Annotated in this window: 23 protein-coding genes; 14 read left to right on the forward strand and 9 right to left on the reverse strand. The window is 39.9% G+C overall.

Annotated elements, in window-relative coordinates:
* Nucleotides 1-2 precede the first annotated feature (2 nt).
* A complete protein-coding gene (locus B9A18_RS17340; protein ID WP_084290811.1) occupies nucleotides 3-500 on the forward strand; it encodes a biotin/lipoyl-containing protein in 498 nt (165 codons plus the stop codon).
* A gap of 62 nt (nucleotides 501-562) precedes the next feature.
* Here B9A18_RS17340 and B9A18_RS17345 read toward each other — a convergent pair whose 3' ends face one another.
* Nucleotides 563-2,137 (reverse strand): SUMF1/EgtB/PvdO family nonheme iron enzyme, encoded by a 1,575-nt coding sequence (locus B9A18_RS17345; RefSeq protein ID WP_084290812.1) that lies wholly within the window; start codon nucleotides 2,135-2,137, stop codon nucleotides 563-565.
* Nucleotides 2,138-2,362: 225 nt separating this feature from the next.
* Here B9A18_RS17345 and porV point away from each other — a divergent pair, with 225 nt between their 5' ends.
* Nucleotides 2,363-3,544, forward strand: a complete 1,182-nt coding sequence (gene porV, locus B9A18_RS17350; RefSeq protein WP_084290813.1) for a type IX secretion system outer membrane channel protein PorV — start codon at nucleotides 2,363-2,365, stop codon at nucleotides 3,542-3,544.
* A gap of 87 nt (nucleotides 3,545-3,631) precedes the next feature.
* Nucleotides 3,632-4,111, forward strand: a complete 480-nt coding sequence (gene ispF / locus B9A18_RS17355; protein WP_084290814.1) for a 2-C-methyl-D-erythritol 2,4-cyclodiphosphate synthase — start codon at nucleotides 3,632-3,634, stop codon at nucleotides 4,109-4,111.
* A 356-nt stretch (nucleotides 4,112-4,467) separates the two neighbouring features.
* Here ispF and B9A18_RS17360 read toward each other — a convergent pair whose 3' ends face one another.
* The 4 genes from B9A18_RS17360 to B9A18_RS25020 all read right to left on the reverse strand — a co-directional run bounded on the left by B9A18_RS17360 (nucleotide 4,468) and on the right by B9A18_RS25020 (nucleotide 6,768).
* Nucleotides 4,468-5,373 carry a pirin family protein gene (locus B9A18_RS17360; protein WP_235005361.1) on the reverse strand — a complete coding sequence of 302 codons (906 nt, stop codon included), beginning with the start codon at nucleotides 5,371-5,373 and terminating at the stop codon, nucleotides 4,468-4,470.
* Nucleotides 5,374-5,382: 9 nt separating this feature from the next.
* A complete protein-coding gene (locus B9A18_RS17365; protein WP_084290816.1) occupies nucleotides 5,383-5,913 on the reverse strand; it encodes a YceI family protein in 531 nt (176 codons plus the stop codon).
* 88 nt (nucleotides 5,914-6,001) lie between these two features.
* Entirely contained in the window at nucleotides 6,002-6,592 is a 591-nt protein-coding gene (locus B9A18_RS17370; RefSeq protein WP_084290817.1) for a Crp/Fnr family transcriptional regulator, read from the reverse strand.
* Between the two features lie 17 nt (nucleotides 6,593-6,609).
* Complete coding sequence (locus B9A18_RS25020; protein WP_144009532.1) at nucleotides 6,610-6,768, reverse strand: FeoB-associated Cys-rich membrane protein; 159 nt, start codon at nucleotides 6,766-6,768, stop codon at nucleotides 6,610-6,612.
* Nucleotides 6,769-6,976: 208 nt separating this feature from the next.
* Here B9A18_RS25020 and typA point away from each other — a divergent pair, with 208 nt between their 5' ends.
* Nucleotides 6,977-8,779 (forward strand): translational GTPase TypA, encoded by a 1,803-nt coding sequence (typA, locus tag B9A18_RS17375; protein WP_084290818.1) that lies wholly within the window; start codon nucleotides 6,977-6,979, stop codon nucleotides 8,777-8,779.
* Between the two features lie 183 nt (nucleotides 8,780-8,962).
* Nucleotides 8,963-9,742, forward strand: coding sequence for a class I SAM-dependent methyltransferase (locus B9A18_RS17380; protein ID WP_084290819.1), 780 nt, complete (start codon nucleotides 8,963-8,965; stop codon nucleotides 9,740-9,742).
* Nucleotides 9,743-9,744: 2 nt separating this feature from the next.
* Here the strand turns inward: B9A18_RS17380 and B9A18_RS17385 are convergent, their stop codons facing one another.
* Nucleotides 9,745-11,232, reverse strand: coding sequence for a polysaccharide biosynthesis C-terminal domain-containing protein (locus B9A18_RS17385; RefSeq protein WP_084290820.1), 1,488 nt, complete (start codon nucleotides 11,230-11,232; stop codon nucleotides 9,745-9,747).
* Between the two features lie 68 nt (nucleotides 11,233-11,300).
* Here B9A18_RS17385 and B9A18_RS17390 point away from each other — a divergent pair, with 68 nt between their 5' ends.
* The 5 genes from B9A18_RS17390 to B9A18_RS17410 all read left to right on the forward strand — a co-directional run bounded on the left by B9A18_RS17390 (nucleotide 11,301) and on the right by B9A18_RS17410 (nucleotide 16,467).
* Entirely contained in the window at nucleotides 11,301-12,314 is a 1,014-nt protein-coding gene (locus B9A18_RS17390) for a glycosyltransferase (protein ID WP_084290870.1), read from the forward strand.
* Between the two features lie 64 nt (nucleotides 12,315-12,378).
* Complete coding sequence (locus tag B9A18_RS17395) at nucleotides 12,379-13,296, forward strand: glycosyltransferase family protein (protein ID WP_084290821.1); 918 nt, start codon at nucleotides 12,379-12,381, stop codon at nucleotides 13,294-13,296.
* A gap of 19 nt (nucleotides 13,297-13,315) precedes the next feature.
* On the forward strand, nucleotides 13,316-14,587 hold the full coding sequence (locus tag B9A18_RS17400; protein WP_084290822.1) for a glycosyltransferase family 4 protein: 1,272 nt from the start codon (nucleotides 13,316-13,318) through the stop codon (nucleotides 14,585-14,587).
* Nucleotides 14,588-14,603: 16 nt separating this feature from the next.
* Complete coding sequence (locus tag B9A18_RS17405) at nucleotides 14,604-15,353, forward strand: glycosyltransferase family 2 protein (protein WP_084290823.1); 750 nt, start codon at nucleotides 14,604-14,606, stop codon at nucleotides 15,351-15,353.
* Nucleotides 15,346-16,467 carry an acyltransferase family protein gene (locus B9A18_RS17410; protein WP_084290824.1) on the forward strand — a complete coding sequence of 374 codons (1,122 nt, stop codon included), beginning with the start codon at nucleotides 15,346-15,348 and terminating at the stop codon, nucleotides 16,465-16,467. The genes B9A18_RS17405 and B9A18_RS17410 overlap by 8 nt, the downstream gene beginning before the upstream one ends.
* On the opposite strand, the gene B9A18_RS17415 is transcribed toward B9A18_RS17410, so the two are convergent.
* From B9A18_RS17415 to B9A18_RS17425, 3 genes are read right to left on the reverse strand one after another with little or no spacing between them, the layout of a single operon-like run.
* On the reverse strand, nucleotides 16,436-17,125 hold the full coding sequence (locus B9A18_RS17415) for a YjjG family noncanonical pyrimidine nucleotidase (RefSeq protein WP_084290825.1): 690 nt from the start codon (nucleotides 17,123-17,125) through the stop codon (nucleotides 16,436-16,438). The two genes, B9A18_RS17410 and B9A18_RS17415, sit on opposite strands and share 32 nt — an antisense overlap.
* 48 nt (nucleotides 17,126-17,173) lie before the next feature.
* Nucleotides 17,174-17,818 (reverse strand): uracil phosphoribosyltransferase, encoded by a 645-nt coding sequence (upp, locus tag B9A18_RS17420; protein WP_084290826.1) that lies wholly within the window; start codon nucleotides 17,816-17,818, stop codon nucleotides 17,174-17,176.
* The gene (locus tag B9A18_RS17425; protein WP_084290827.1) at nucleotides 17,799-18,830 is read right to left on the reverse strand and encodes a DUF7033 domain-containing protein; all 1,032 of its coding nucleotides are present in this window, start codon (nucleotides 18,828-18,830) and stop codon (nucleotides 17,799-17,801) included. Before B9A18_RS17425 ends, upp begins: the two co-directional genes overlap by 20 nt.
* A gap of 143 nt (nucleotides 18,831-18,973) precedes the next feature.
* Here B9A18_RS17425 and uvrB point away from each other — a divergent pair, with 143 nt between their 5' ends.
* The 4 genes from uvrB (at nucleotide 18,974) to B9A18_RS17445 (ending at nucleotide 24,175) form a co-directional block, all read left to right on the forward strand.
* On the forward strand, nucleotides 18,974-21,016 hold the full coding sequence (gene uvrB / locus B9A18_RS17430) for an excinuclease ABC subunit UvrB (protein WP_084290828.1): 2,043 nt from the start codon (nucleotides 18,974-18,976) through the stop codon (nucleotides 21,014-21,016).
* 9 nt (nucleotides 21,017-21,025) lie between these two features.
* Nucleotides 21,026-21,226, forward strand: coding sequence for a YwbE family protein (locus B9A18_RS17435; RefSeq protein WP_084290829.1), 201 nt, complete (start codon nucleotides 21,026-21,028; stop codon nucleotides 21,224-21,226).
* A 94-nt stretch (nucleotides 21,227-21,320) separates the two neighbouring features.
* Nucleotides 21,321-21,572: a DUF4834 family protein gene (locus tag B9A18_RS17440; protein WP_084290830.1), complete on the forward strand. Its 252-nt coding sequence runs from the start codon at nucleotides 21,321-21,323 to the stop codon at nucleotides 21,570-21,572.
* 107 nt (nucleotides 21,573-21,679) lie between these two features.
* A complete protein-coding gene (locus B9A18_RS17445) occupies nucleotides 21,680-24,175 on the forward strand; it encodes a hypothetical protein (protein WP_084290831.1) in 2,496 nt (831 codons plus the stop codon).
* Nucleotides 24,176-24,307 lie beyond the last annotated feature (132 nt).

A 24,307-nucleotide genomic window follows, 5' to 3' on the forward strand; every position in this document is an offset into this window, starting at 1 on the left:
CTATGAATGTAAAAGTAAATGACCGGTACAATTTTGACGTAGAGCTGGCTCCAAAGGGCTTGAAAGTGGATGGTGCGGAATTAGAAATTGATTCAGCTGAGCTGGGTGGCGGACATACACATGTGATATACCAAAACAAATCCTATAACATAGAATTGGTTTCTGAGGATAAGGCAGAAAAGAGAAGTGTGGTAAAGGTAAATGGGACGCTTTATGAGGTGGCTATTGAAGACCAGTACGACTTGCTGCTGAAGCAGCTGGGCTTAGATAATATCAAGGCCAATAAAATGAAAGAGATTAAAGCCCCGATGCCGGGACTGGTGCTTAATGTTGTGGTACAGGAAGGGCAGGAAGTGAATAAAGGTGATAATTTACTGGTATTGGAAGCCATGAAGATGGAGAACATCATTAAATCCCCGGATAGTGGTATAGTTAAAAAGATTCTGATTACTAAAGGGGATAAAGTCGAAAAGAACGAAGTTCTGATACAATTCTCCTAATTGTTTAGGCATAAAAAAAGCGCTGACTCCTATGAATCAGCGCTTTTTTTATGCTTTATATTTTATTTTCCTTTGAAGGCTCTTGGCGGTTTTGATTTAAACTGAGGTTTTCCGCTTGATCTGATCTCCGGGGCACCCAGCATGGTCATTGCGCATCTGAAGCCTATATCAGCAGTAGATTCATCCTGTTGTAAGTATCTTCTTGAAGCAGGGTTAAGCCATAATGCCTGATCGTTCCATGATCCTCCTTTGTATACTCTTGATTTGTCATTGATCAAGGTGATCTCTCCATACAGTTCACTTTGTGGATCCCTGTAGCCCCTTTGATCGGCATAAGTGTTCTTTAAAGAGTCTGCAGGTTTTGCAGCAGCTGCCTGTTTTTCTGCCCAGGTTTGTTTTTTGGCATTCAAGGCATCTGTCATTACCGGTCTGTTGTATTTGTCGATAGCCAGTTTTCCTGTAGTTGCATCAACAATCTTTTTATCCTGGTAGAAGTTACCCCTATATGGGTTAAAGGCATCAGCAGCTTCGAAAGTGTTAGAACGGTATACATCGGCCACCCATTCATTTACGTTTCCAGCCATGTTGTAAAGACCAAAATCATTTGGTGTATACGATCTTACAGCAACAGTTATACTTCCTTTATCATTTAATGAACCACCAACACCCATATAATCACCTTTGGTTCTTTTAAAGTTGGCCAGGATTAATCCTCTGGTGCTTTTCTTTGCTGAGCTCATGCCCAGGCCACTCCATGGATAGATTTTATTATCGTTGATATTTTCGTACTGGGTATTGCCGATCAGACCAAGGGCTGCGTATTCCCACTCAGCTTCTGTTGGCAGACGATATGGTTGTTTTAAAATACCATCTTCCAGTCTGACATTTCTTGTTGCTGCATTTTTGCCAGTTCCTGCTGCTGCATTGGCAGGGTTCAGATCTTTCATTGCTCTTTTGCCTTTATCATCGTGCTGACCACCTAAATAGGTGTCAGTACTAAAAGGACCTGTAGCAGTAGCTGTTGCTGCAGTGTTTGTCTTTCCTTTACCGCCATTTAAGTCTCTGAATGTGGTCATGTAACCACGCTCACGGAGTAACAATTCGTTAACCCTGTCTGTTCTCCACTGACAATATCTTTCTGCCTGCTCCCAACTCACACCAACTACAGGGTAATCCTGATAAGCCGGGTGTCTTAAATAATTACCTACGTAAGGCTCATTATAAGAAAGTGGTTGACGCCAAACCAACGTATCCGGCATCTCGTTGTAATAATATTCGTAATCTTTTGGGAAGTTTGTACGTATCCAGTTTAAGTATTCCAACCAGTTGGTGTTGGAAACCTCAGTTTCATCCATATAAAAAGAAGAAACAGTGGTTTCTCTTTTGTGGTTGTAAGAACTTAATTCTTGTCCCGGTACATTTATGGCACTGCCACTCATTACAAAAACACCACCCTCTATCTCCACCAATCCGGGGCCCGGGCCGCGTTTGTACTTGTTATTTACCGCAAAACCACCGTATTCCTGCTTGTTGTAGGCCATTCCTGTCTTGTCCGAACTACCAGATTTAGATTTACAGGAAACAAAAGAGGCAATAGCAAGAAGGGAAATGAGTGAAAATAAGGATGTTTTTTTCATTTAAAATAGTATAAATCAATCTTTAAGCGTTGTTATCGTTGTACAAGTGTCAATAACCACAACTAACAGTTAAAATTACATAAAAAAAGGTGTATGCTGCAAGAACATATTTAATAAAGTTAAAATAGGGTATTGTTTTAAAACCATTGGTTAATCTTTCAATACTTTGTTTTTAATAAACACTATGTTAACTTGCGTTCGATAATTGATAATTATTTCCAAAGGATGAATTTAGGGAGCCTTGTTAAGATTGCATTTAGTGGGTTTTTCGTGGGCGCAGTTTGTACAGGACTGCATGCTCAGGTAGTGCAACCTGGTACCCAAACAAATGGCAGTCAGTCTAACAATATTGTAACAGCAGTGCCTTTTTTGCTGATTACACCCGATGCCCGTTCGGGAAGTATGGGGGAAGCGGGGGTTGCCGTACAGCCTGATGCGAATGCTATGGCTATCAATCCCTCGAAGCTTGCCTTTCTGGATAAAAAGTATGGTTTTTCTGTTTCTTATAGTCCCTGGTTAAAAAGTCTTGTTCCGGATGTGAGTTTAACTTACGTCAGCGGTTTTTATAAGCCGGATGAAAAGACAACCATTGGTGGCTCTTTGCGGTATTTTAACCTTGGAGAGATACAGCTTACTGATGTAAATCAGCAGGATCTTGGCATTTATAGCCCCAGTGAACTGGCGATCGACGCGACCTATGCAAGGCAGCTTGATGCCTCGTTTTCTTTGGGCACGTCATTAAGGTATATCTATTCTGATCTCACTTCAGGGCAGTTTTCATCGGGGCAGCAGACCAGAGCAGGAAAGGCAGTGGCTGTTGATGTTTCTGCCTATTTTAAAAAGCCGACAATCTTTTTAGGTACAGACGCGATTGTTTCTGCAGGACTTAATATTTCTAATATTGGTACAAAATTGGGTTATTCGGATCGTGGTAATGATTACTTCCTGCCTGCGAACCTCAAAATAGGAGGGGCGTCAACCTTCCTGATTGATGATTTTAATCAGTTTACTTTTGCGCTGGATTTTAATAAGTTACTGGTGCCTACGCAGCCAGTTTACGATACTGATGGAAAGATTGTGGCGGGAAAAGACCCTGATCGTTCGGTGCCCTCAGGTATTTTTGGCTCATTTAGCGATGCCCCCGGTGGTTTTAGTGAGGAAGTAAAAGAAGTAAGTGTTGCTGCCGGAATGGAGTATTGGTATAACCAGCAGTTTGCTTTCAGGGCCGGGTATTTTTATGAAAGTCCCGAAAAAGGCAACAGACGTTACCTTACCCTGGGGGCCGGATTGAAGTATAATGTATTTAATATAGATATTGCCTATTTGGTTGCTAATGCGCAAAAGAGTCCCTTAGCCAATACATTAAGGTTTACACTGTTGTTTAATTTTGGAGAGACCCTGAATTAAGCTCAGCTGATCATGCGCTCTACACATATAACATAATTTGAATATTGATCTGGTTGAATGAAGCCAGCATAAAATAAATAGAATAGAATGAAGATTAAAGTAGGTTTTGGATTTGATGTACACCAGTTGAAAGAGAATCATCCCTTTATTGTGGGTGGGGTTAATCTGGAACATGATCGTGGGGCTTTCGGACATTCAGATGCGGATGTTCTTTTACATGCCATATGTGATGCGTTACTTGGAGCAGCCAATTTAAGGGATATTGGTTATCATTTTAAGAATACTGATCCTCAATGGAAAGGCATCAGTAGCCTGATCCTGTTAAAAGAAAGCGTTAGATTGGTACAGGAGAAGGGCTTTGAGATTGGGAATATTGACGCGATGTTGTGTATCGAAGCGCCTAAAATTAATCCTCATATTCCTACAATGCAGCAAAATATCGCTGAGGCAGCAGGGATCTCTGTAGAGGATATTTCTATAAAGGCTACAACTAATGAGCAAATGGGGTTCATTGGTAGAGAAGAGGGGGTAGTCGCTTATGCGGTGTGTCTGATTCAACGAAGTTAATTGGGGAAAATAACCGTTCTCTTCAACGGCTGCATTAATTGCCCCTGAAGAAGGGGCAAAGAACGCTGAGGCCGTTTCAGAAAAGGTAATTTTCCCTTTCAACGCAATTAACCGTGGTCAGTACTTCAAACTGCGACAATGCTGGTTAATACTAAGGGCCGCAGCTAGTTCTTGAGAAGGTAATTTTCCCTTTCAATGCAATTAATAAAGGTCTAAAAAAACATGGGAATTTTTATCTCTTTTTCTGCACCCTGTCTGGTGTGCAATAACTAAGAAAATTACCTTCTCTGAAACGGCCTCAGCGTTATTCGCTTTTTCAGCGAATCATGCAGCCGATGAAGAGAACGGTTATTTTCTCACTCTTCAAGGTAACCAAACTTACCCTGGTTATAGTCATTAATTGCTTGTTGTATTTCTTCAGGTGTATTCATCAGAAAGGGGCCATACTGAGCTATGGGCTCATTGATCGGCTCACCGCTAAGGATCAATATCACCGTATTTTCCATGGCTTCGATTTCAATCTCTGTGCCTTCGTTTTTAAAGTAAATAAACTGGTCTGTATCAGCTATTTCTGAGCCATTTACTCTAATCTTACCTTCAATGATAACAAATCCGGTATTGTAATCAGCAGGGAAGCTAAGTGATACTTTTCCTCCTTGATTGAGTTTTGCATTGTACACATTAATTGGTGTAAATGTACTTGCTGAACCTTTGACATCCTGATATGATCCTGCAATTACTTCAATGAGACCGGCGTTTTCAGGTAATACATGAGTCGCAATTTCATCATGTTTAATGGCTTGATATTTAGGGGGGCTCATTTTGTCCTTTGCAGGCAAGTTAACCCATAGCTGTACCATTTGGAAATCGCCACCGGTTTTACTGTATTCTGCTTCATGGTACTCTTTGTGGAGTATACCACTTGCTGCAGTCATCCATTGTACATCGCCGGGGTAGATAACTCCACTGTTGCCTGCGCTATCGTGATGCGCTACTGCGCCATGGTAGGCAATGGTAACAGTTTCAAAGCCCCGGTGAGGGTGTACACTCACGCCGCGAGGTTCATTTCTTGCTGAGAATGCTATTTTAGCATTGTAATCGAGCATAAAGAAAGGGCTCATTTTAATTTTATATCCATTTGGAAAAAAATTATGCACCCTAAAGCCATCGCCGACCATATGCGGTGCCGGCGCGTTTAATACGGCCGATACCGGTTTAATATTTGCTTCCATTTGTCTCCTTTCTTTTATGACTGGACGCATTTTGTCTTTTTATGCTTGTTTTACGAATTGTAGTTCACCTAAGATTCTTACTTCTTCACTTACCATTACACCACCGGTTTCCAATGCTGCATTCCATGTTAAGCCGAAATCTGTTCTTTTGATTTTTCCGCTGATGGTAAATCCTGCTTTAGTATTTCCCCATGGATCTGTAGCGATACCGCCAAATTCTACATTTAATTTTACCGGATTCGTTACCCCTTTAATGGTTAAGTTTCCTGTTAAAGTATATTCATCATCTTCTTTAGCGAATGAAGTAGATTCGAAAGTGATTTTAGGGAATTGATCTGCATTAAAAAAGTCTGCACTTTTTAGGTGATTGTCGCGATCTGTATTTGTGGTGTTGATCGATCCGGTCTCTGCTTCAAATTTAACTTTAGCATTTTCAAAATCATCAGATTCACTAGTAAGACTTGCAGTTAAAGCAGTAAAGCTACCGGTTACAGTCGTAATCATTAAGTGTTTTACTTTGAACTGTAATTCGCTGTGTGTTGGGTCTAAAGACCAGTTTGTAGTTGCCATAGTATTGTTGTTTAATTTTATCTTCTAATTAACAACACAAAGTTATGGCGATATGTTTAGGGGCACATTGATGTATGATAAGAAATTGTTAAGGTTTGAAGTGCTTATGTGCCAGGTCCTTGCGAACCCTGCTTAGCGACTCCGGTGTGATGCCCAGATAGGAGGCAATCATCCATTGAGGTACTCTTAAGGTAAGATTTGGGTAAAGTTTTATGAAATTCAGGTAGCGTTCTTCGGCTGTTGCACTGAGCAGCATATTGATACGCTTTTGCATAAAACGAATGGAATTGTTGAGGATGGTGTGGTTTAAGTCGTGCATGCAGGGAACAATTTTCGCTGCATCATTGATGTAATCTTTAGGAATCACTACGGCCTGCGTAGGTTCGATGGCATCAATAAAAAACTCTGATGCTTCATTAAAAAGCATGCCGTTGCGATCAGAAAGCCACCATTGTTCGGGGGCAAACTGTATGATGTGTGTTTTTCCCTTGCTGTCGATAGAGTAGCTGCGCAATAGGCCACTCATTACGAAATAACCATGTGCTGATACTTCTCCTTTCATGAGAATCATCTCATTCTTTTCGAAGTTTTTTATTCTTAGTTTGTCGGAAATAAGTGCAAACTGCTCATCTGTGATGGCTACTTTGTTCTGTAAATAGGCTTTAAACTGTTCCAGCATATAGTTATAGATGAAATCTATTTTTTGTTAGGCTCGATATTGGAGAAATCTACTCCGCATTTACAGTTCGACGCGCAGCCTCCGCTTTTGGGAGATACAGCGCGATAAATGATGCGCCCTACATAGGCTATAGCGGCGGCAAAAAGTAAAATCACTAAAATGGTTTGAATATCCATAACGCAAAAATAATGAGCCCTTTGGCAATCGGAGTCTGTTAAATGTAAATTTAGCTTTCCCCGGCGACAATCCCGCTATGTTTGGATAGATTTAGATTATTATGGAGATGTGATGGAATTTGTGTACGATTTATCACATTGCTTTTAGCTAATCGCTTGATATATCGATAATAAACCTTATCTTTGCGCCAAAAATCATACGCATTTTATGCAAAAAATTAGAAATATAGCTATCATAGCCCACGTTGACCACGGTAAAACTACACTGGTTGATAAGATCTTACACGCTTGTTCAATCTTCCGTGATAATGAGCAGTCGGGGGATTTAATACTTGACAACAATGATCTGGAGCGTGAGCGAGGAATTACCATCGTATCGAAAAACGTTTCCGTACAGTATAAAGATGTAAAGATCAACATTATTGATACGCCTGGTCACGCCGATTTCGGTGGTGAGGTAGAGCGTGTATTGAAAATGGCTGATGGCGTGTTGTTATTGTGTGATGCTTTTGAAGGTGCAATGCCTCAAACTCGTTTCGTAACTCAAAAAGCTTTAGCCTTAGGTTTAAAGCCGATTGTAGTTGTAAATAAGGTAGATAAAGAAAACTGTCGTCCTGAAGAAGTTTATGAGCAAATCTTTGAATTGTTCTTCAACTTAGAGGCTACAGAAGATCAGTTAGACTTCCCTGTAATTTACGGTTCATCTAAACAAGGATGGATGAGTACTGACTGGAAAGTTCCTACTACAGATATTTTTGCATTGTTAGATGCAGTTGTTGCTAATATTCCTGCTGCACCTACAAATGATGGTACTTTACAAATGCAGATCACTTCGTTAGATTATTCATCTTTCGTAGGTCGTATTGCAATTGGACGTGTACACCGTGGTGTGATCAAAGAAAACCAACCGGTTACTTTGATTAAACGTGATGGTAAAATTGTAAAAACAAGAGTAAAAGAATTATACACTTTCGAAGGTCTGGGTAAAATTCGTGCAACTGAAGTTAAATCTGGTGATATCTGTGCTGTTGTAGGTATTGATGGTTTTGATATTGGTGATACTATCGCTGATTTCGAAGCTCCGGAGCAATTGCCTGTTATCAAAATTGATGAGCCTACGATGAACATGTTGTTCACGATCAACAACTCACCATTTTTTGGTAAAGAAGGTAAATTTGTAACTTCTCAGCGTTTGAAAGAGCGTTTGTACAAAGAGATCGAGAAAAATCTTGCGCTTAAAGTTGTAGAAACGGAATCTCCAGATGCTTATTTAGTATACGGAAGGGGTATTCTCCATTTATCAGTATTAATCGAGACTATGCGTCGCGAAGGTTACGAGATTCAGGTTGGTCAGCCACAAGTTATCGTTAAAGAAATTGACGGTAAAAAATGTGAGCCTATTGAAACCTTAATCGTTGATGTACCGGGTGAAGTTGCTGGTAAGGTAATTGAATTGGTAACACAACGTAAAGGTGAGTTATTGATTATGGAGCCAAAAGGTGATTTACAACACTTAGAATTTGATATCCCAGCGCGTGGTATCATTGGCTTAAGAAATAATGTATTAACTGCAACAGGTGGTGAAGCTATCATGGCACACCGTTTCAAATCTTACGAGCCTTGGAAAGGTGTTATTCCTGGTAGATTGAATGGAGTATTGGTTTCTATGGAAAAAGGAAGTACTACTGCTTATTCAATTGATAAATTGCAGGATCGTGGTCGTTTCTTTGTTGATCCGGGAGTTGATATTTACGAAGGTCAGATCCTTGGTGAGCACATCCGTGACAATGATTTAGTAGTTAACATTGTAAAAGGTAAAGCTTTGACTAACATGCGTGCTTCTGGTACTGATGATAGTCAGCGTATTGCTCCGGCAATTAAATTCTCTTTGGAAGAGGCAATGGAGTATATCCAGGCTGATGAGTACATTGAGGTTACACCGCAAAGTATGCGTTTACGTAAAATCCACTTAACTGAGGCTGAACGTAAAATAAAAGGTAAAAACTTCTAAGCGTTTTTAGATTTCGGATTTATTCGATTCATGAATATATTAAGGTGTCCTAAGCAATTAGGGCACCTTTTTTTGTGTTAAAAAAACGGTTTTGGACGGATAGCCGCTGTCTCAACATTCTTCAAAAACACCAATCATATTTACAAAGTTTTAATACATTTGAGCCTGTTAACAACATTAAATATGGAAAATAATAGTTTAAGAGATATTTTTTATCAGCATGATGGTCGCCTGATTCATAAGTGGGATCATTATTTTGAAATTTATGAAAGATACTTCTCTAAATTTAAAGGCAAGAAGGTCAATATTCTTGAGATTGGGATTTCTCATGGTGGCTCGCTGCAGATGTGGAAGAAATATTTTGGTGACGATATCAACATCTTCGCTATGGATATTAATCCGGAATGTAAGCAGTTCGAAGATGAAAACACTAAAGTGTTTATCGGTTCTCAAAGTGATCCGAAATTCTTAAGTAAGGTTATCGAGGAGTTGCCTGATCTGGATATTGTTATTGATGATGGCGGGCATACCATGATACAACAAAAGGTTTCATTTGAAATGTTATATTTAAAAGTTAAGGAAGGCGGCGTATATCTGGTTGAAGATACACACACTTCTTACTGGTATGAATTCCATGGTGGTTTAAAGAAGCCTAGTACCTTTATTGAATATTCGAAGAACCTCATTGATTCTTTATACAGGGATCATATCCTGAAGCAGGATAAGCTGATTTTAAATGAAATCACAGATCACATCAATTGTATTTCTTTCTTTGATAGTATAGTTGTCTTTGAAAAACTAAAACGTCCAAATGCTTTTCACATCAGAAAGGGTAAAAAAGTGATTGCACCTTATACTCCGCCTGAATTGAAAAAAGAATCCTTATGGATGAAAATCAAAGGCAGACTTTTTGGAAGGCCTGAGAATAAATTCATTACCAATGATAAGGGGAATTTAAACTAGCTTTATTTAGTTTCTCCTTTTAGATATTTGTTTGCCAGGTTGTTTATTAAATTATTGATATCTTCAGATAAGCGTAAGTAATAGGCTGTTCCACAAAACAACATCGTAATCAACCCTGCGCGAAGGATACTATCTAAGATAAAGTTGGAGAAAGAAGGTATTGCATTTACGATCACGTAAACGGCAATACCTGTAATTATCGTTAAGGGAGTTTTGTAAGAAAATGGCTGCATTTTAAAAACGAGAAGGATAAACAAATATCTCGATAAATTGAAAATGAGTAAGGTAAAAGCGGAAGCAATGGCCGCACCTGTTATTCCATAACGCGGAATAAGAATTAGATTGGCTATGATAGTCACAACTATTATTGCGAGGCTGAAGTAAGACTCGTATTTATAAAATTTAGATGTGGCCACAATCACACCATTTACTCCTGTGGATGCTTCTATCAAATAACCAATGCCAATAAAAAAGATTACATATTGTCCGGAGTCGTATGCGGCAGGTAATATGTGATAGATGTTATGGATATTGGCCCAGATCAATAAAAATAAGAACAAGGTAGCAATCAGTTGGTTGATACAGCTTTTTTTATAAATAGACTTGATTTCCTGTATATTTTCATTTTTCCATGCTTCGGCAATAACCGTGTAAGTGATACTGTATAAGGAACGTGCAGGCAAGCTGATAATGGTTCCAATTGTAAAAGCTAAAGTATAAACCCCCGTGCTTGTTAAACCAAATTCTTCATTGATCATATACCTATCAATATTTTGGATAACAAATGGAGCCGTGCCGGTTAGAATTCCAAAAAAGCAGAGATGAATGATTTGTTTTCTAAGAGGTTTGTCAATAAACTCAAAATTTAGCCGAAATGACAATTGATTTCGCTTATGTAAGCGATAAACGATCATTCCTGTTGGAATGCTGTTGACAATCAGCCAAACCCACATAAAGGTTTCAAAATTCACGGAATTAATCAATAGCAGCAACAATGCCCCCAATACTAATAAGCGGTTGGTAAATTCCTTTAAAACCTTACCCATGGTTGTATCGTATTGCATTCTGGAATACAGTTCAAGAATGTTGAAAACCATGGTAAAGAACGTTAAAGGGATGAGTTGCCAGTAATAGGTAGCAAATAAGTTATTCTGATCATTCTTTTCTTGTACAATCTGATCCTTTAAGAAGTATGCTGCAATACAAAATAGCACAAAACCAGAAATAGAAATCAGGAATGCCAAACCGAGGTAGCCATTATCGTGGTTTTCGGGATTACGGAAGTAAGGAAAAACCCTGGCAGTAGCATTAAACCCAAGGACAGATACTTGAGCAAATAGGACGGAAAATGTAGTTAGTAAGCCAATTAAGCCAACTTGTTCGGGACTTAATACATGGGGCTGTATGAGGTAAGCTGAGAAAAAGCCTATTAAAACGCCGAGATATGAGTAAAAGGTTCCTTTTATTGTTTGTTGCTGAATAATGCCCATCCGTTAATAGATCGTTTTTTATTTATATTGTAATATGTGCGTATATGTTGTAAACTTGCATGGATAAGATGGCAAAGATAACATATAATATTTGTGTGTTAATTGTTACCTATAGCAATAGGTGGCAATTTTTAGAACAGGTGCTGAAGGGTGTTACTGCCCTCGAAAACGTAACAGATGTTATAGTGGTAGATAATGCTTCTACTTATAGCGTTGCGCAAAATTGTGCATTATTACAAGATGCACGGATTAAGGTCATTACCAATACGGAGAATCTAGGCTCAGCCGGGGGATATAAGGCCGGATTGGAATACTTTATGAAGCAGACTGAAGCCAACTTTGTCTGGCTGCTGGATGATGATAATCTTCCTGTCCCTGAGGCACTTGAAAAACTTACTGAAATATGGCCTACAATTCCTGCCGCTGATCACCAGAAGGCTTTGTTTTCGCTCCGCCCGGATAGAAGGCAGCATGTCAGGGTTGCGCAGGGCGAGGATGCGAACCGGTTTTTTCTGGTCAGGAATAGTTTTATGGGCTTTAACTTGTTCAGAATCCCTGTTAATCAATATTATAAACTTCGGGAGAAATTCATCAAGCCTGGCCCTGTAAGGGAAAAGGCACCGATGCCTTACGCACCTTATGGAGGTATGTTTTTTCACAAAGAGCTGGTGAATTTGATTGGCTATCCTGAAGCGGAGTTTTTTGTTTATGCAGATGATTCTGAATATACCTACCGGATGACTGAAAAAGGGGCTACGATATGGCTCATTCCCTCCAGTCAGATTACCGATATTGATAAATCTTATGGTATTAAATACGTGAAGAAGGTATGGCGCTCTATATATTTAGATTTATGGAATTTCCGGACTTACTACCAGGTAAGGAATAGTGTTTATTTTTACGACCGGGTTAATGTCAGCAATAGTGTCATTTACGGGTTGAACAAATGGCTTTTTTTAAAGGGGCAATGGATCATCAGTAAGCTGACCGGCAAAGAGGAGAATTACAAAAAGCTTTTAATTGCTATCAAGGATGGACTTTCCGCTAAGCTGGGCATGGTAAATCCAGAAAAATATAGTTAGATTTGGTTGTACAATTTCATAGGTTTTACCAGCGTTTATAGTATAATTATTTAACCCATTGCAAATGCAAAAATTTGCCCCTATAGCCCTTTTCGTTTATAACCGTCCTGAGCACACGCGCAGAACACTTAACTTTCTTCAAAAGAATGATCTGGCTGAAGAATCCAGGTTGTTTATATTTTCTGATGGTGCCCGTAGTGGTGAAGAAGATAATGTGAAGGCGGTTAGAGATCTGGCGCATAGCATCACCGGATTTAAATCTGTTGAAGTCGTAGAACGGGAACGTAATTATGGACTGGCCAATTCAGTGATTGACGGGGTTAGCAGATTATGCAAGGAATATGGCAGAGCGATAGTATTGGAAGATGATGTATTGAGTTCGCCCTTTACGCTTCAGTATTTTAATGATGCTTTAACAAAATATAATGATGTGGAGAAGGTGATGCATGTAACTGCTTATATGTACCCGATTCCTCATGAACAATTGCCGGAAACATTCTTTCTAAGAATCGCCAGCAGTCAGGCTTGGGCTACCTGGGACAGGGCATGGAAAAACTTTGAACCGGATATTGACAAGCTCATTGCAAGATTTGATGAGCGGTCGAAACATCAGTTTGAGCTCGAAGGAGGTATGAATTTTTGGAAGCACATGATGGAGTTTAAGCATGGGAGAAATAATTCATGGGCCATCAGGTGGTATGCATCCGTATTTTTAAACAAAGGACTTTCCGTAAACCCAGCGCTATCGTTGATAGAGAATATTGGTCATGACGGTTCAGGAGTTCACTCTGGAGTGAGTACGATATATAAGGGGGCGATCAATAATTTCAGGATTACTAAATTTCCAGAACAGCTGGAAGAATATAAGCCCGGTTATCAGGCGGTAAGACACTTCCTGAAACACCGCAAAGGGACTTATCTGCAGCGGGGGCTGCGTTATTTGAATCATGTATTTACAAAATTGACAATGAAACGCGCATAGCGTATAAAGGAGGTACTGATTGAAGGTAATACATCTGAATACATACGAAGGAAACGGTGGAGCAGGCAGGGCTTGTTTAAGGTTAAGTGATGCGCTTAATGCCGGTGGAGTGTCGTCGAAAGTAATGGTGTATTTTCAGTTTAAAGAAAGCACTAAGACCGGGACATTCAGTAAAAGTCCTTTTCAAAAAGCAAAAGCAATTTTCAATATTCTTGCGGAACGGTATTTATCTAAAGCTGTTTCGAAAGCAGTAAAAACGCCTTTCTCTGTCCAATGGTTTGGACGATCGGTGATTAAACACCCAGCGGTAAAGGAGGCAGACATCATCCATTTACATTGGATAAATCATGGCTTTCTTTCTCCTAAGTTTCTGGCTCAGCTTGATGAGCTTGAAAAGCCAATAGTGTGGACATTTCACGATAGTAATGCTTTTACAGGAGGCTGCCATGTGCGGTATGAATGCGAAAATTATCATAAAGAATGTGGCTTTTGTCCGCTACTTCGTTTTAGTGGAAAGAATGATCTCTCACACAGCAACTGGTTGCGCAAGAAGAAGGCTTATTCTGAGCTGAATTGTCATATCGTTGCGCCAAGCAACTGGATGGCCAATTCTGTTAAATTGAGTAGTTTAATGGGCTTTAGGGAGGTTACAGTAATCCCGAATACCATCGAAACGAATGTGTTTAAGCCTTACGTAAAGTCGGAGGCGAAAAAGATGTTAAAGATTAACCCGGATAAGTTTGTCATGATGAGTGGCTTTATGCCTTCAAAGAACGACAAACATAAGGGGACGGCCTATCTTATTGATGCCTTGAACGACCTGGCTACAAGACCAGGTATTGTTAAAGAAAATATTGAGTTGGTTATATTCGGGAATAAGGAAAATGTTGATATGCCTGAATTTCCATTTAAAACGACTTTCCTGGGTTCTATAAATAATGATGAGCACCTTGCCAAGTGTTATTCGGCCGCAGATGTGTTTATTGCTCCCTCACTGGAAGATAATTTACCAAACACGGTTATGGAGAGTCTTTCCTGTGCAACGCCGGTAGTGGCCTTTAAAACGGGTGGTATTCCTGATATGGTAAAACACCTGGAAAATGGGTATCTGGCCGAGTATAAATCGTCTGAAGATCTGGCTACAGGAATAGAGTGGTTGTATCATGATGAAAATGCGCCTGATATTCAAAAGGAAGCGCGCAGATCAATATTAATTCATTTCTCTGAGGCTGTTATTGCAGAAAAACACTTATTATTGTATCAATCTCTTATTGATCTCCAACCGAAATAAATAGTTTTTAAGCCCCATGCAACCAAAGTTAAGCGTTATCACTATCGTTTATAATAATGTAAAGGATATTGAGCGTACCATGCTTTCTGTTCTGAATCAGACCTATCCTAATATCGAATATATCATTATTGATGGTGCGTCGAAAGATGGGACAAAGGATATCATTTATAACTATAAGTCGAGATTAGCACAGTTTATTTCTGAGCCAGACAAGGGTATTTACGATGCCATGAATAAGGGACTTTCGCTGGCAACCGGTGATTATGTCTTGTTTATGAACTCAGGGGACGAAATTTATGGCCCTGAAACAGTTACTGAGGTATTTGGATCCGCAGATTCGGCTGATATCTATTACGGTGAGACGGAAATGTATGATGAGCAATGGCAAAGTTTGGGTCAGAGACGGCATCGCGCTCCTGAGCATTTCAATTGGAAGAGTTTCAGACACGGTATGAGCGTCAGTCATCAGGCTATATATGTAAAACGCAGCATTGCAGGTCCATTTGATCTGCAGTATAAATTCAGTGCAGATATAGACTGGATTATCCGCGCCGCAAAAAATGCCTCCAGCATCGTCAATACGCATAGTTATGTGGCTAAATATCTTGTTGGTGGTGTCTCAAAGAAGAAACATCTGGAGAGTTTAAAGGAACGTTTCAAGATATTCACCAAGTATTATGGTTTGGTCCCAAACCTGTTTAATCATGTTTTTATTGCCTTAAACCTTGCGCAATATTATATTCGTCACCGCAAAACGAATGACTGATACGATGGCTCAGAAAAAAAATATTGATTCTTTACAACTGTTAAGAGCTATTGCTGTTAGTCTGGTTATATTGCTCCATGCGGGGTCAAATGGTACAACAAAATTTGCTGCTGCCAACCCAATTGGCTCGTTTTATCATTTAGAAACATGGGGTGCGATTGGTGTGGATTTGTTTTTTGCGATAAGCGGTTTTATCATGACGATCGTGATGCCTGCGTATCTTAAACCGGGTGGTTGGAAGACCTTTTTTGTAAAAAGGGCGGTAAGGATACTTCCTCTATATTATTTACTGTCAGCATTGCTGGTTTTTACCACTGTTTTCATACATCATCAGGCTTTGAATATTGAGAGTGTGGTTAAAACATTGATTTTCTTTCCATTATTTGATAGCAAAACCATCGTTTCACCTTTGATGGGGGTAGGGTGGTCTTTATCGTACGAGATCTATTTCTATACTTTAATTGGCATGCTGTTGATTTTCAAAAAAGATCTTTACAGGAGGATGCTACTTTTGATAGTGGTATTAAGTATAGCGGGCTTGCTTATTCCTACAGAAATTCCTTTGCTGAAGTTTTTGACCAGTCCTATCTTACTGGAATTCGGATTCGGTATTGTTTGCGGGTTGGTGTATCAGAAGTTCAATAAGCTTGAGCTTTTGCCATCCCAAAAAAAAGCGATCTCGGTGGGGCTTTTACTAACCGGTCTGGTTTTGATGTGTGCAACCATATTTGTAAGGCCTGATTTCGACTTACACTCCATTACTTTGGTTCAGAATGTAAATGAAAAAGCCTTTTATCGCGCATTGCTCTGGGGCTTACCATCGGCTATATTTATGTTGGGCACCATTCTTACCATGCAGTCATTTCATAAACGGACTCCTGCTGCGTGTGTGCTGTCTGGGGATGCTTCTTACTCTGCCTATTTGATCCATACAAAGGTATATCTGATGTTTGCTTATGTATTTAAGTACCTGTCGCTGGGACCGGTACTTTATTTAATCATCATTGTTCCTGCCTGTTTAATGGTAAGCATTGTTTTTTACCGACTGGTAGAAAAGCCTTTAATCAAGATTTTTACGAGACCTAAAAAAGCAGTAGCAATTCTTCCAGGCTAGTAATTTCCGATTCTACATCGTATGGTTTCTCTTTTTTAAGCGGATTAAAATAAATGGCTTTAATCCCAAAGTCTTGTGCGCCTCGTATATCGGCCTCCAGGCTGTCGCCTATCATAACGCTTTCGTGTTTCTCGGCTGCCGCTTTATTTAAAGCATATTCAAAAATAGCTTTATGTGGTTTGTTTACGCCTACATCTTCGGAAATGATGACATTGCGGAAATATGGGTTTAAGCCTGATACATCCATTTTGGTCAGGGTAGTTTCCTTAAATCCATTGGAAATGATGTGAAGGCTGTACTTTTCGTAAAGATAGGTCAGCACCTTCTCTGAGCCAAGGAACAGGTGTGTTTTGGTTGGACTAATACGGACATAGTCTTCCTCAAATTGAGTGGGGATTTTATCAGGTCTTACACCGAGTTGTCTGAATGTTTTATGGAAGCGTTCAGATCTGAGTTGTTCTTTGGTGATTTTGCCTACATGGTATTCTGCCCAGAGGCGATGATTGTTTTCTGTATAGGTAGCAATAAACTCTTCGCGGGAATTGACGCCCAGCTTTTCAAGTTCATACAATTGATAAAGCTCTTTTAATGTTTCTTCAGCATTCCGATCAAAGTCCCAGATGGTATGGTCCAGATCGAAGAAGATATGTTTGATCATTTGTTTAATATTTTAAAAGGCGGCAGGTATTGTCAAAGAGAGAATTTGCTAAATCTTAACTCCGTAAGCAAGGTCTCCGGCATCACCTAGTCCGGGCACAATGTACGATTTACTCGTCATTTCCTCATCAATTGAGCCCAGCCATAATTTTGCTTTTGGCAGATTTGCTTTTACATGTCTTACGCCTTCAGAACTGGCAATGGCTGACACGATATGTAGTTCTTTGACTTTGTATCTGCCCATCAGTTCTTTACAGCAGAGTACCATACTCATGCCTGTGGCCAGCATTGGATCGGCCATGATGACAATTCTGTCGGTCAGGTCTGGCGATGAAACATATTCTATTGCGATTTCAAAGTGACCAGTTTTATGCATTTTACGATAGGCAGCAACAAATGCACATTCCGCACGGTCAAATACATTGAGCATACCCTGGTGCATGGGGATTCCGGCTCGGGTAATGGTGGCCAGTACGGGTTGTTCTGTTAGTTGTGCTGTTTTGGCAATGCCTAAAGGAGTCTGTGTTTCTGTTTGTTGAAAACTGAGTGTTTTACTGATTTCGAAGGCGAAAAATGTCCCCAACCGTTCCATGTTGGTACGGAAACGCATTGCATCTTTTTGAATATCCTTATCTCTGATCTCAGCGATAAAAACATTTGCAATTGAATTGGTTTTACTGAGGTCGAATATCATTATATAAAGATAAAAAATAAAAATCACCATTAACCAATTTCACACTATCTATAAGTTCATTTATCTGTAATAATAATTCCTGGCTCGTCTTATTGTTTAGCAGTGCGATGTCTGTTGCAGCCACAGGATGTAAGAGCAGCTGAGTTTTCTTTTCGAGTTGTAAATCGTACCAATAAAAAGGGATGCTGGTGCCTGCTCTGAATCCTGGGTAATCGTTGTAGTACATGCTGTAATCGTTTTTTGCTATAGTATTTGCCAGTTTAATATAGCTTTTAGGCATTTTCATCTTTGCATCAAAGTGATGTTTGCCTTGTAGATTTGGAATGGAGAAACCGGGTTTTTGTATGAATCCGAATCGTTTCATATCGGCGAGAATCATATTGATTCCTGCAATTTTTTCTTCATGTCGTGTTAGCTTTTTAACCATAAAGGCCTTGATGGTGGAAATGGTTTTAGCTACAAGGTTTTTGCCGATGGTTGTTGTTGGGTGGCTGGAGTAAACAGGGTTGAAAGAAAAATGTCTCTTACCAAACCACAGGGAAGGGAAGTGCTTTAGCAGGATGTTCTTCAGGATCAGGGCCCAGCTGTCTATTATAGGTAATTTTAAGATTTTCAGCTGATGTTGTAAACTGGTCTCGTAGGGATGAAGGTAATTTTTGCTGGTTTTGTGGAGGTATTCCTCGTACCTGCTTAGAAAATAAAAGGAAGCAGCAAACACATCGAAGGGCATTGTACTGTTTCCTACCGCAAATGGAACTTTGGTTTCTCCGAAAATTGTTGTTTTAATATGCTGGCGGCTTACTCTATGTTCAAGCAACAGGTTTGTGCTTTTAAAAAACAGCTCAGTATCAATTGGCTGAGGGGCATAACTGAATTTTGGAAGATTTGACCCGGCAAACTCTTCTACATGTGTAGTGAACCCGATTTCGGTCTTTAGGACATCGTTAAATATAAAGCTGAAGATATACTTTATGCGCGGGGTAAGCAGCGGGGTGTAAACCAAGAGTTTCATAAAAGAATTGTTTTAATCATGTAGGATTCATAAGTATAAATTTACCATATAAATGTTCAAATCACAGGGCTTTGAAAATATTCCTATCTTTGATAGTTAAGATTCTTCAGATTGAAGGACCTATCTTATAATAAAATTTGCGGATGAAATTTAATATTGTTTCCGATTACAAACCTACAGGAGATCAGCCAAATGCTATTAAACAATTGGTGGAAGGTGTGAATAATGATGAACATTATCAAACCCTGCTTGGGGTAACCGGATCTGGAAAAACGTTTACTGTTGCAAACGTAATTCAGCAAACCCAAAAGCCGACTTTAATATTAAGTCATAACAAAACCCTGGCGGCTCAGTTGTATGGGGAGTTTAAGCAGTTTTTTCCGGAAAACGCGGTCAACTATTTTGTTTCTTATTACGATTACTACCAGCCTGAGGCTTTTATGCCCAGCACCAATACCTATATAGAAAAAGATCTGAGCATTAACGAAGAGATTGAAAAGCTACGATTACGTACTACGTCGGCATTAATGTCTGGGCGCAGAGATGTCATTGTGGTCTCTTCTATTTCCTGCATTTATGGTATGGGAAATCCGGAAGATTTTTCAAGGTCTGTGTTCCGTTTTTCAGTGGGAACGAGGATTTCAAGAAATTCCTTTTTACACAGTCTTGTCGAGATTCTATATGCGCGTACCACCAATGATTTTAAGCGGGGAACGTTTAGGGTTAAGGGAGATACAGTGGATATTTTTCCGGCATATCTGGATAGTGCTTATCGCATCTCTTTTTTTGGGGACGATATTGAAGAGCTGACTGTGATCGATCCGGTAACCGGAAAAACACTGGAGAAGCTGGAAGATATGGCGATTTATCCGGCTAATTTGTTTGTGACGCCTAAGGATCGGTTTACTTCATCTATTTGGGGTATACAGGAAGAGCTTGAGCTTCGTAAAAACCAGTTGCTTGGTGATGGACACTCACTGGAAGCAAAAAGACTGGAAGAGCGCGTGAACTTTGATATAGAGATGATGAAAGAGCTGGGGTATTGCTCAGGAATTGAGAACTACTCACGCTTTTTTGATGGTCGCACACCGGGGATGCGTCCCTTCTGTTTACTGGATTACTTCCCGGATGACTATTTAATGGTGATTGACGAAAGTCACGTTACTGTACCGCAAATTAGAGCAATGTATGGCGGCGACCGGTCGCGCAAGATGTCATTGGTTGAATATGGTTTCCGTTTGCCTTCGGCATTGGATAACAGGCCACTTAATTTTGACGAATTTGAGGCCCTTGCGCCGCAAACAATTTACGTAAGTGCAACACCTGCAGATTATGAGTTACAGAAGTCAGAAGGTGTTGTAATTGAACAGGTAATCAGACCTACCGGATTGCTCGATCCTTTGATCGAAGTTCGCCCGGCAGTTAATCAGGTTGATGATTTACTGGATGAAATTGATAAGACCATAAAAATGGGCGACAGGATATTGGTGACTACGCTGACGAAGCGGATGGCCGAGGAGCTGACCAAGTATATGGACAGGTTAAATATCAAATGTCGTTACATTCATTCGGAGGTTAAAACGCTGGAACGGGTGGAGATTTTGCGGGGATTACGTTTAGGTGAGTTTGATGTACTGATCGGGATTAACTTATTGCGGGAAGGATTGGACTTACCGGAGGTGTCACTGGTGGCTATTTTGGATGCTGATAAGGAAGGTTTCCTGCGCTCTGACCGTGCCTTGATTCAAACCATAGGTAGGGCTGCAAGAAATGACAGAGGAAGAGTGATCATGTATGCCGATAGGATTACGGACTCTATGGAACGTACCATAGAGGAAACAAACCGACGCCGCGAAAAACAGATCGCTTACAACCTTGAAAATGGTATTGTACCCAAAACAGTAGGCAAAAGTCGTGAAGCCATTCTGGAGCAGACTTCAGTACTGGATTTCTCTTCGGGTGAAGCAAAGCGCGCGAAAGCTTATATTGAGGTAGATGAGGTAAGTATGGCTGCAGATCCGATTGTTCAATACATGACTAAAGCAGAAATGCAGAAATCAATTGATAAAACGAAGAAGGAAATGAATAAGGCAGCAAAGGATATGGACTTTCTATTGGCCGCCAGGTTGCGTGATGAGATGTTTGCCATGGAAAAAATGTTTGAAGAAAGATTTGCTAAGTCGTAAGTTTGCAGGATGGACGGAAAGAGCAGAAAAGACATATACCCGGGTTTGGAAGTTGATATCATCCTGAAAAAGGATCAGCGCAGTGGAAAACTAACAAGGGGCATTGTTGCCAATTTACTTACTTCGGCAGCATTTCATTCCCGTGGGATTAAAGTGAGGCTTGAAGACGGACAAATAGGCAGGGTTGCGGCTGTTGTAGATGACAATTAAGCCGATGGTATTGTAATTGCTATGTAATAAACAGATTGGCGCTGTAATATTGAGATTTTAACGCCGTCTATGTTATAAATATTAAAATAATAAAATGGGATTTTTCATAAAATTCATAATAGTCAGCTTATTGATATTCTATATCATACGCATCATCTTGCGTTTGGTTTTTCCTGTTGTGTTAAGAAACATGTTTAGCAAGGTACAGCAGCAGGCCGGGAATCAGGCAAGACAACAAGATACAAAACCCGAGGGGTCTATTTCAATCGACTATGTTCCGCCGACCGCTAAAACTGGTAAGACGGACAAATTGGGTGATTTTGTAGACTATGAAGAGGTAAAATAGCCGCTTTTTATTCCAATAAAGATTTTTTTTAAAAAAGTTGTTCTAGACAGATAAAAATAAATCATTTTATCTAAGTTTGGGGTTAGTTTAATCTTAGACAAACCTTAATGAATAACTGGTTAAAAGCGAATGGCATTCATCTGGCCATAATTGGATTTTTTGTAATCATCTGTTTTGTGTATTTCAGCCCTGTATTACAAGGCAAAGCTCCGGCACAGGATGACGTTTTGCAGGCGAAAGCCATGCAAAAGGAAATTATGGAGTACAAGGACAAAGATGGTAAGGCCCCTTTATGGACCAACCAAATGTTTGGTGGTATGCCTGCTTATCAGATTTGGGCACAGTATGCTTATAATGGAGCTACCTATGGCCTTAAACTTATTTTAAATGTATTCCCTAGTCCTGTAGGCACAGTTTTGCTGTTGTTATCGGGGGCTTATTTTTTATTCATTGTCTTACGTATAAATCCATGGCTGGCTGCAGCAGGTGCGATAGCATTTGCTTTCACTACCTATAATTTTGTATTGATTGCAGCAGGACATAACAATAAAGTTCTGGCAATTGGTTTCTTTGCGCCAATTATTGCCGGGTTTATTTTAACCCTTCGCGGTAAATACTGGATTGGGGGAAGCTTGACTGCATTGTTCCTCGCTTTGCTGATCAGGGCAAATCACGTACAAATGGCCTATTACCTGTTTCTGTCTGTCCTTATTTTTATGGGCATAGAGCTTTATCAGGCATATAAAACAAAAACATTACCTGCGTTAGGGAAAGCAGTAGGCTATTTAACTGCGGCACTGGTTTTAGCCGTTATGGTGAATGCAAGTGTATTGTGGACTACCGCAGAGTATGCAAAGGAAACGATCAGAGGAAAATCTAATTTAACCAGCGCGGCTTCGGATGGTGGCGATAGTAATGCTAAAGCGAAAGAGTATGCTTATGGCTGGAGCCAGGGTATTGGTGAAAGTTTTACTTTTCTTATTCCTGACCTGTATGGTGGAGCGACCAGTATAAATGAATTGGTTAAACCGGAAAGCCATATGTATAAAGCTATTTCGGAAGTGACAGGTGGTGACCCGGCTCAAACTACCCAGGCAATCCAGCAACTGGCGCAGAACTTAAATATGCAACAGTACTGGGGTGAAAAACCAGGGACTTCTGGCGGCTATTATTTTGGTGCTATTATTTGCTTCCTCTTTGTATTCGGGTTGTTTATTGTAAGAAGTCATTTGAAATGGTGGATTTTAGCAACGACAGTATTGTTTATCTTGTTGTCATTTGGTAAAAACTTCCCACTGATCTCAGATCTGTTTTTTGATTACTTCCCATTGTACAATAAATTCAGAGCGGTTGAATCTATATTAGCTGTGGTTGGACTGATGGTTCCATTGCTTGCTATCCTTGCTGTTAAAGAGGCACAGGATGGAAACACTGATCAGAAAGTCCTGATTCAGAAGTTGAAATGGTCTGCCGGTATTACAGGTGGTTTTGCACTGATTGTTGCCATTGTACCAACTTTGTTCTTTAGTTTTAAGACCGCAAATCATCAGGAAATTGTTCAAGCACTAACGCAGACCTTGCAAAATAATACTGCACTTGCCCATAAAATTGCCAATGCACTTATTGAAGATAGGATCGCTATTGGTCGTGCTGATGCGATTCGCTCTTTTATTTTTATAGCTATAGGATTTACCTTAATCTGGGCATTCCTTACTAAAAAGATGACTGCCCAAGTGGCCTTCGGTTTATTAGCTTTTGCAGTATTGTTTGATATGTGGCAGGTAGATCGCCGTTATTTGAACAATAGTAATTTTGCTTCTAAAAGTGATTTAGCTAGTCATTTTGAGCCAAGGGATGTAGATAATTTTATCATAGCGGATAAGGATCCTGATTTCAGGGTACTGGATCTGACTGGTAATACTTTCTCAAATGCAAGTGCTTCAGCCTTTCATAAAACGATTGGTGGGTATCATGCTGCTAAATTAAAACGTTATCAGGAGCTGATTGAAAAACAGTTTTCTAAAAGCATTAATCAGGATGCATTGGATATGTTGAATACCAAATACATCATTACACAAGACCAGCAAAATGGGTCTTACAAAATGCAGCGTAATGCTACAGCGGCAGGTAATGCCTGGATTGTGCCGAAGGTTCAGTTTGCAAAAGATGCTGACGAGGAAATGACGGCTATCAGTAGTTTTGATCCGAAGCAAGAGGCAATTGTTGATGTAAGGTACAAGTCTATGATTGATGAGAAACGTTTAGGCCCTGGTACTGGTGCAATAATTAAGCTGGAAAGCTATCATCCGGATCACCTGGTTTATTCATTCAGTGCTGCAACAGATGTGATCGCTGTGTTCTCTGAAATTTATTACGACAAAGGATGGAACATGTACGTTGACGGTGTTGAGAAGCCGTATTTTAGAGCTGATTATGTATTGCGTGCTGCACAACTTGAAGCGGGTAACCATAAGGTAGAGTTCAAGTTCGAACCGGTGTCGTATTACATGGGCGAGAAAATCTCTTTGGCGGGTTCAATATTATTGGTTGCAGGTCTTGGCTTTGCATTCTATTCAGAAAATAAAAAGAAAAAAGCTGCTTAATCTTTGAGTTAAGAAGAGCGTTTAAGTTTTTCTCAAAATATAAGAGGGTGTATCATTAGAGAATGAGCACCCTTTTTTTGTTTGTATACGCTATGTTAACACTTAACAGTTACTTAACATCAGGTTAATCAT

The organism is Pedobacter nyackensis (assembly GCF_900176505.1).
Lineage (GTDB): Bacteria > Bacteroidota > Bacteroidia > Sphingobacteriales > Sphingobacteriaceae > Pedobacter > Pedobacter nyackensis.

What these genes read in the sequence shown, in the direction of transcription:
- B9A18_RS17340 (WP_084290811.1), top strand. Translation starts at nt 3, where the DNA reads ATGAATGTAAAAGTAAATGACCGGTACAATTTTGACGTAGAGCTGGCT.
- B9A18_RS17345 (WP_084290812.1), bottom strand. Translation starts at nt 2,137, where the DNA reads ATGAAAAAAACATCCTTATTTTCACTCATTTCCCTTCTTGCTATTGCC.
- porV (WP_084290813.1), top strand. Translation starts at nt 2,363, where the DNA reads ATGAATTTAGGGAGCCTTGTTAAGATTGCATTTAGTGGGTTTTTCGTG.
- ispF (WP_084290814.1), top strand. Translation starts at nt 3,632, where the DNA reads ATGAAGATTAAAGTAGGTTTTGGATTTGATGTACACCAGTTGAAAGAG.
- B9A18_RS17360 (WP_235005361.1), bottom strand. Translation starts at nt 5,373, where the DNA reads ATGCGTCCAGTCATAAAAGAAAGGAGACAAATGGAAGCAAATATTAAA.
- B9A18_RS17365 (WP_084290816.1), bottom strand. Translation starts at nt 5,913, where the DNA reads ATGGCAACTACAAACTGGTCTTTAGACCCAACACACAGCGAATTACAG.
- B9A18_RS17370 (WP_084290817.1), bottom strand. Translation starts at nt 6,592, where the DNA reads ATGCTGGAACAGTTTAAAGCCTATTTACAGAACAAAGTAGCCATCACA.
- B9A18_RS25020 (WP_144009532.1), bottom strand. Translation starts at nt 6,768, where the DNA reads ATGGATATTCAAACCATTTTAGTGATTTTACTTTTTGCCGCCGCTATA.
- typA (WP_084290818.1), top strand. Translation starts at nt 6,977, where the DNA reads ATGCAAAAAATTAGAAATATAGCTATCATAGCCCACGTTGACCACGGT.
- B9A18_RS17380 (WP_084290819.1), top strand. Translation starts at nt 8,963, where the DNA reads ATGGAAAATAATAGTTTAAGAGATATTTTTTATCAGCATGATGGTCGC.
- B9A18_RS17385 (WP_084290820.1), bottom strand. Translation starts at nt 11,232, where the DNA reads ATGGGCATTATTCAGCAACAAACAATAAAAGGAACCTTTTACTCATAT.
- B9A18_RS17390 (WP_084290870.1), top strand. Translation starts at nt 11,301, where the DNA reads ATGGCAAAGATAACATATAATATTTGTGTGTTAATTGTTACCTATAGC.
- B9A18_RS17395 (WP_084290821.1), top strand. Translation starts at nt 12,379, where the DNA reads ATGCAAAAATTTGCCCCTATAGCCCTTTTCGTTTATAACCGTCCTGAG.
- B9A18_RS17405 (WP_084290823.1), top strand. Translation starts at nt 14,604, where the DNA reads ATGCAACCAAAGTTAAGCGTTATCACTATCGTTTATAATAATGTAAAG.
- B9A18_RS17410 (WP_084290824.1), top strand. Translation starts at nt 15,346, where the DNA reads ATGACTGATACGATGGCTCAGAAAAAAAATATTGATTCTTTACAACTG.
- B9A18_RS17415 (WP_084290825.1), bottom strand. Translation starts at nt 17,125, where the DNA reads ATGATCAAACATATCTTCTTCGATCTGGACCATACCATCTGGGACTTT.
- upp (WP_084290826.1), bottom strand. Translation starts at nt 17,818, where the DNA reads ATGATATTCGACCTCAGTAAAACCAATTCAATTGCAAATGTTTTTATC.
- B9A18_RS17425 (WP_084290827.1), bottom strand. Translation starts at nt 18,830, where the DNA reads ATGAAACTCTTGGTTTACACCCCGCTGCTTACCCCGCGCATAAAGTAT.
- uvrB (WP_084290828.1), top strand. Translation starts at nt 18,974, where the DNA reads ATGAAATTTAATATTGTTTCCGATTACAAACCTACAGGAGATCAGCCA.
- B9A18_RS17435 (WP_084290829.1), top strand. Translation starts at nt 21,026, where the DNA reads ATGGACGGAAAGAGCAGAAAAGACATATACCCGGGTTTGGAAGTTGAT.
- B9A18_RS17440 (WP_084290830.1), top strand. Translation starts at nt 21,321, where the DNA reads ATGGGATTTTTCATAAAATTCATAATAGTCAGCTTATTGATATTCTAT.
- B9A18_RS17445 (WP_084290831.1), top strand. Translation starts at nt 21,680, where the DNA reads ATGAATAACTGGTTAAAAGCGAATGGCATTCATCTGGCCATAATTGGA.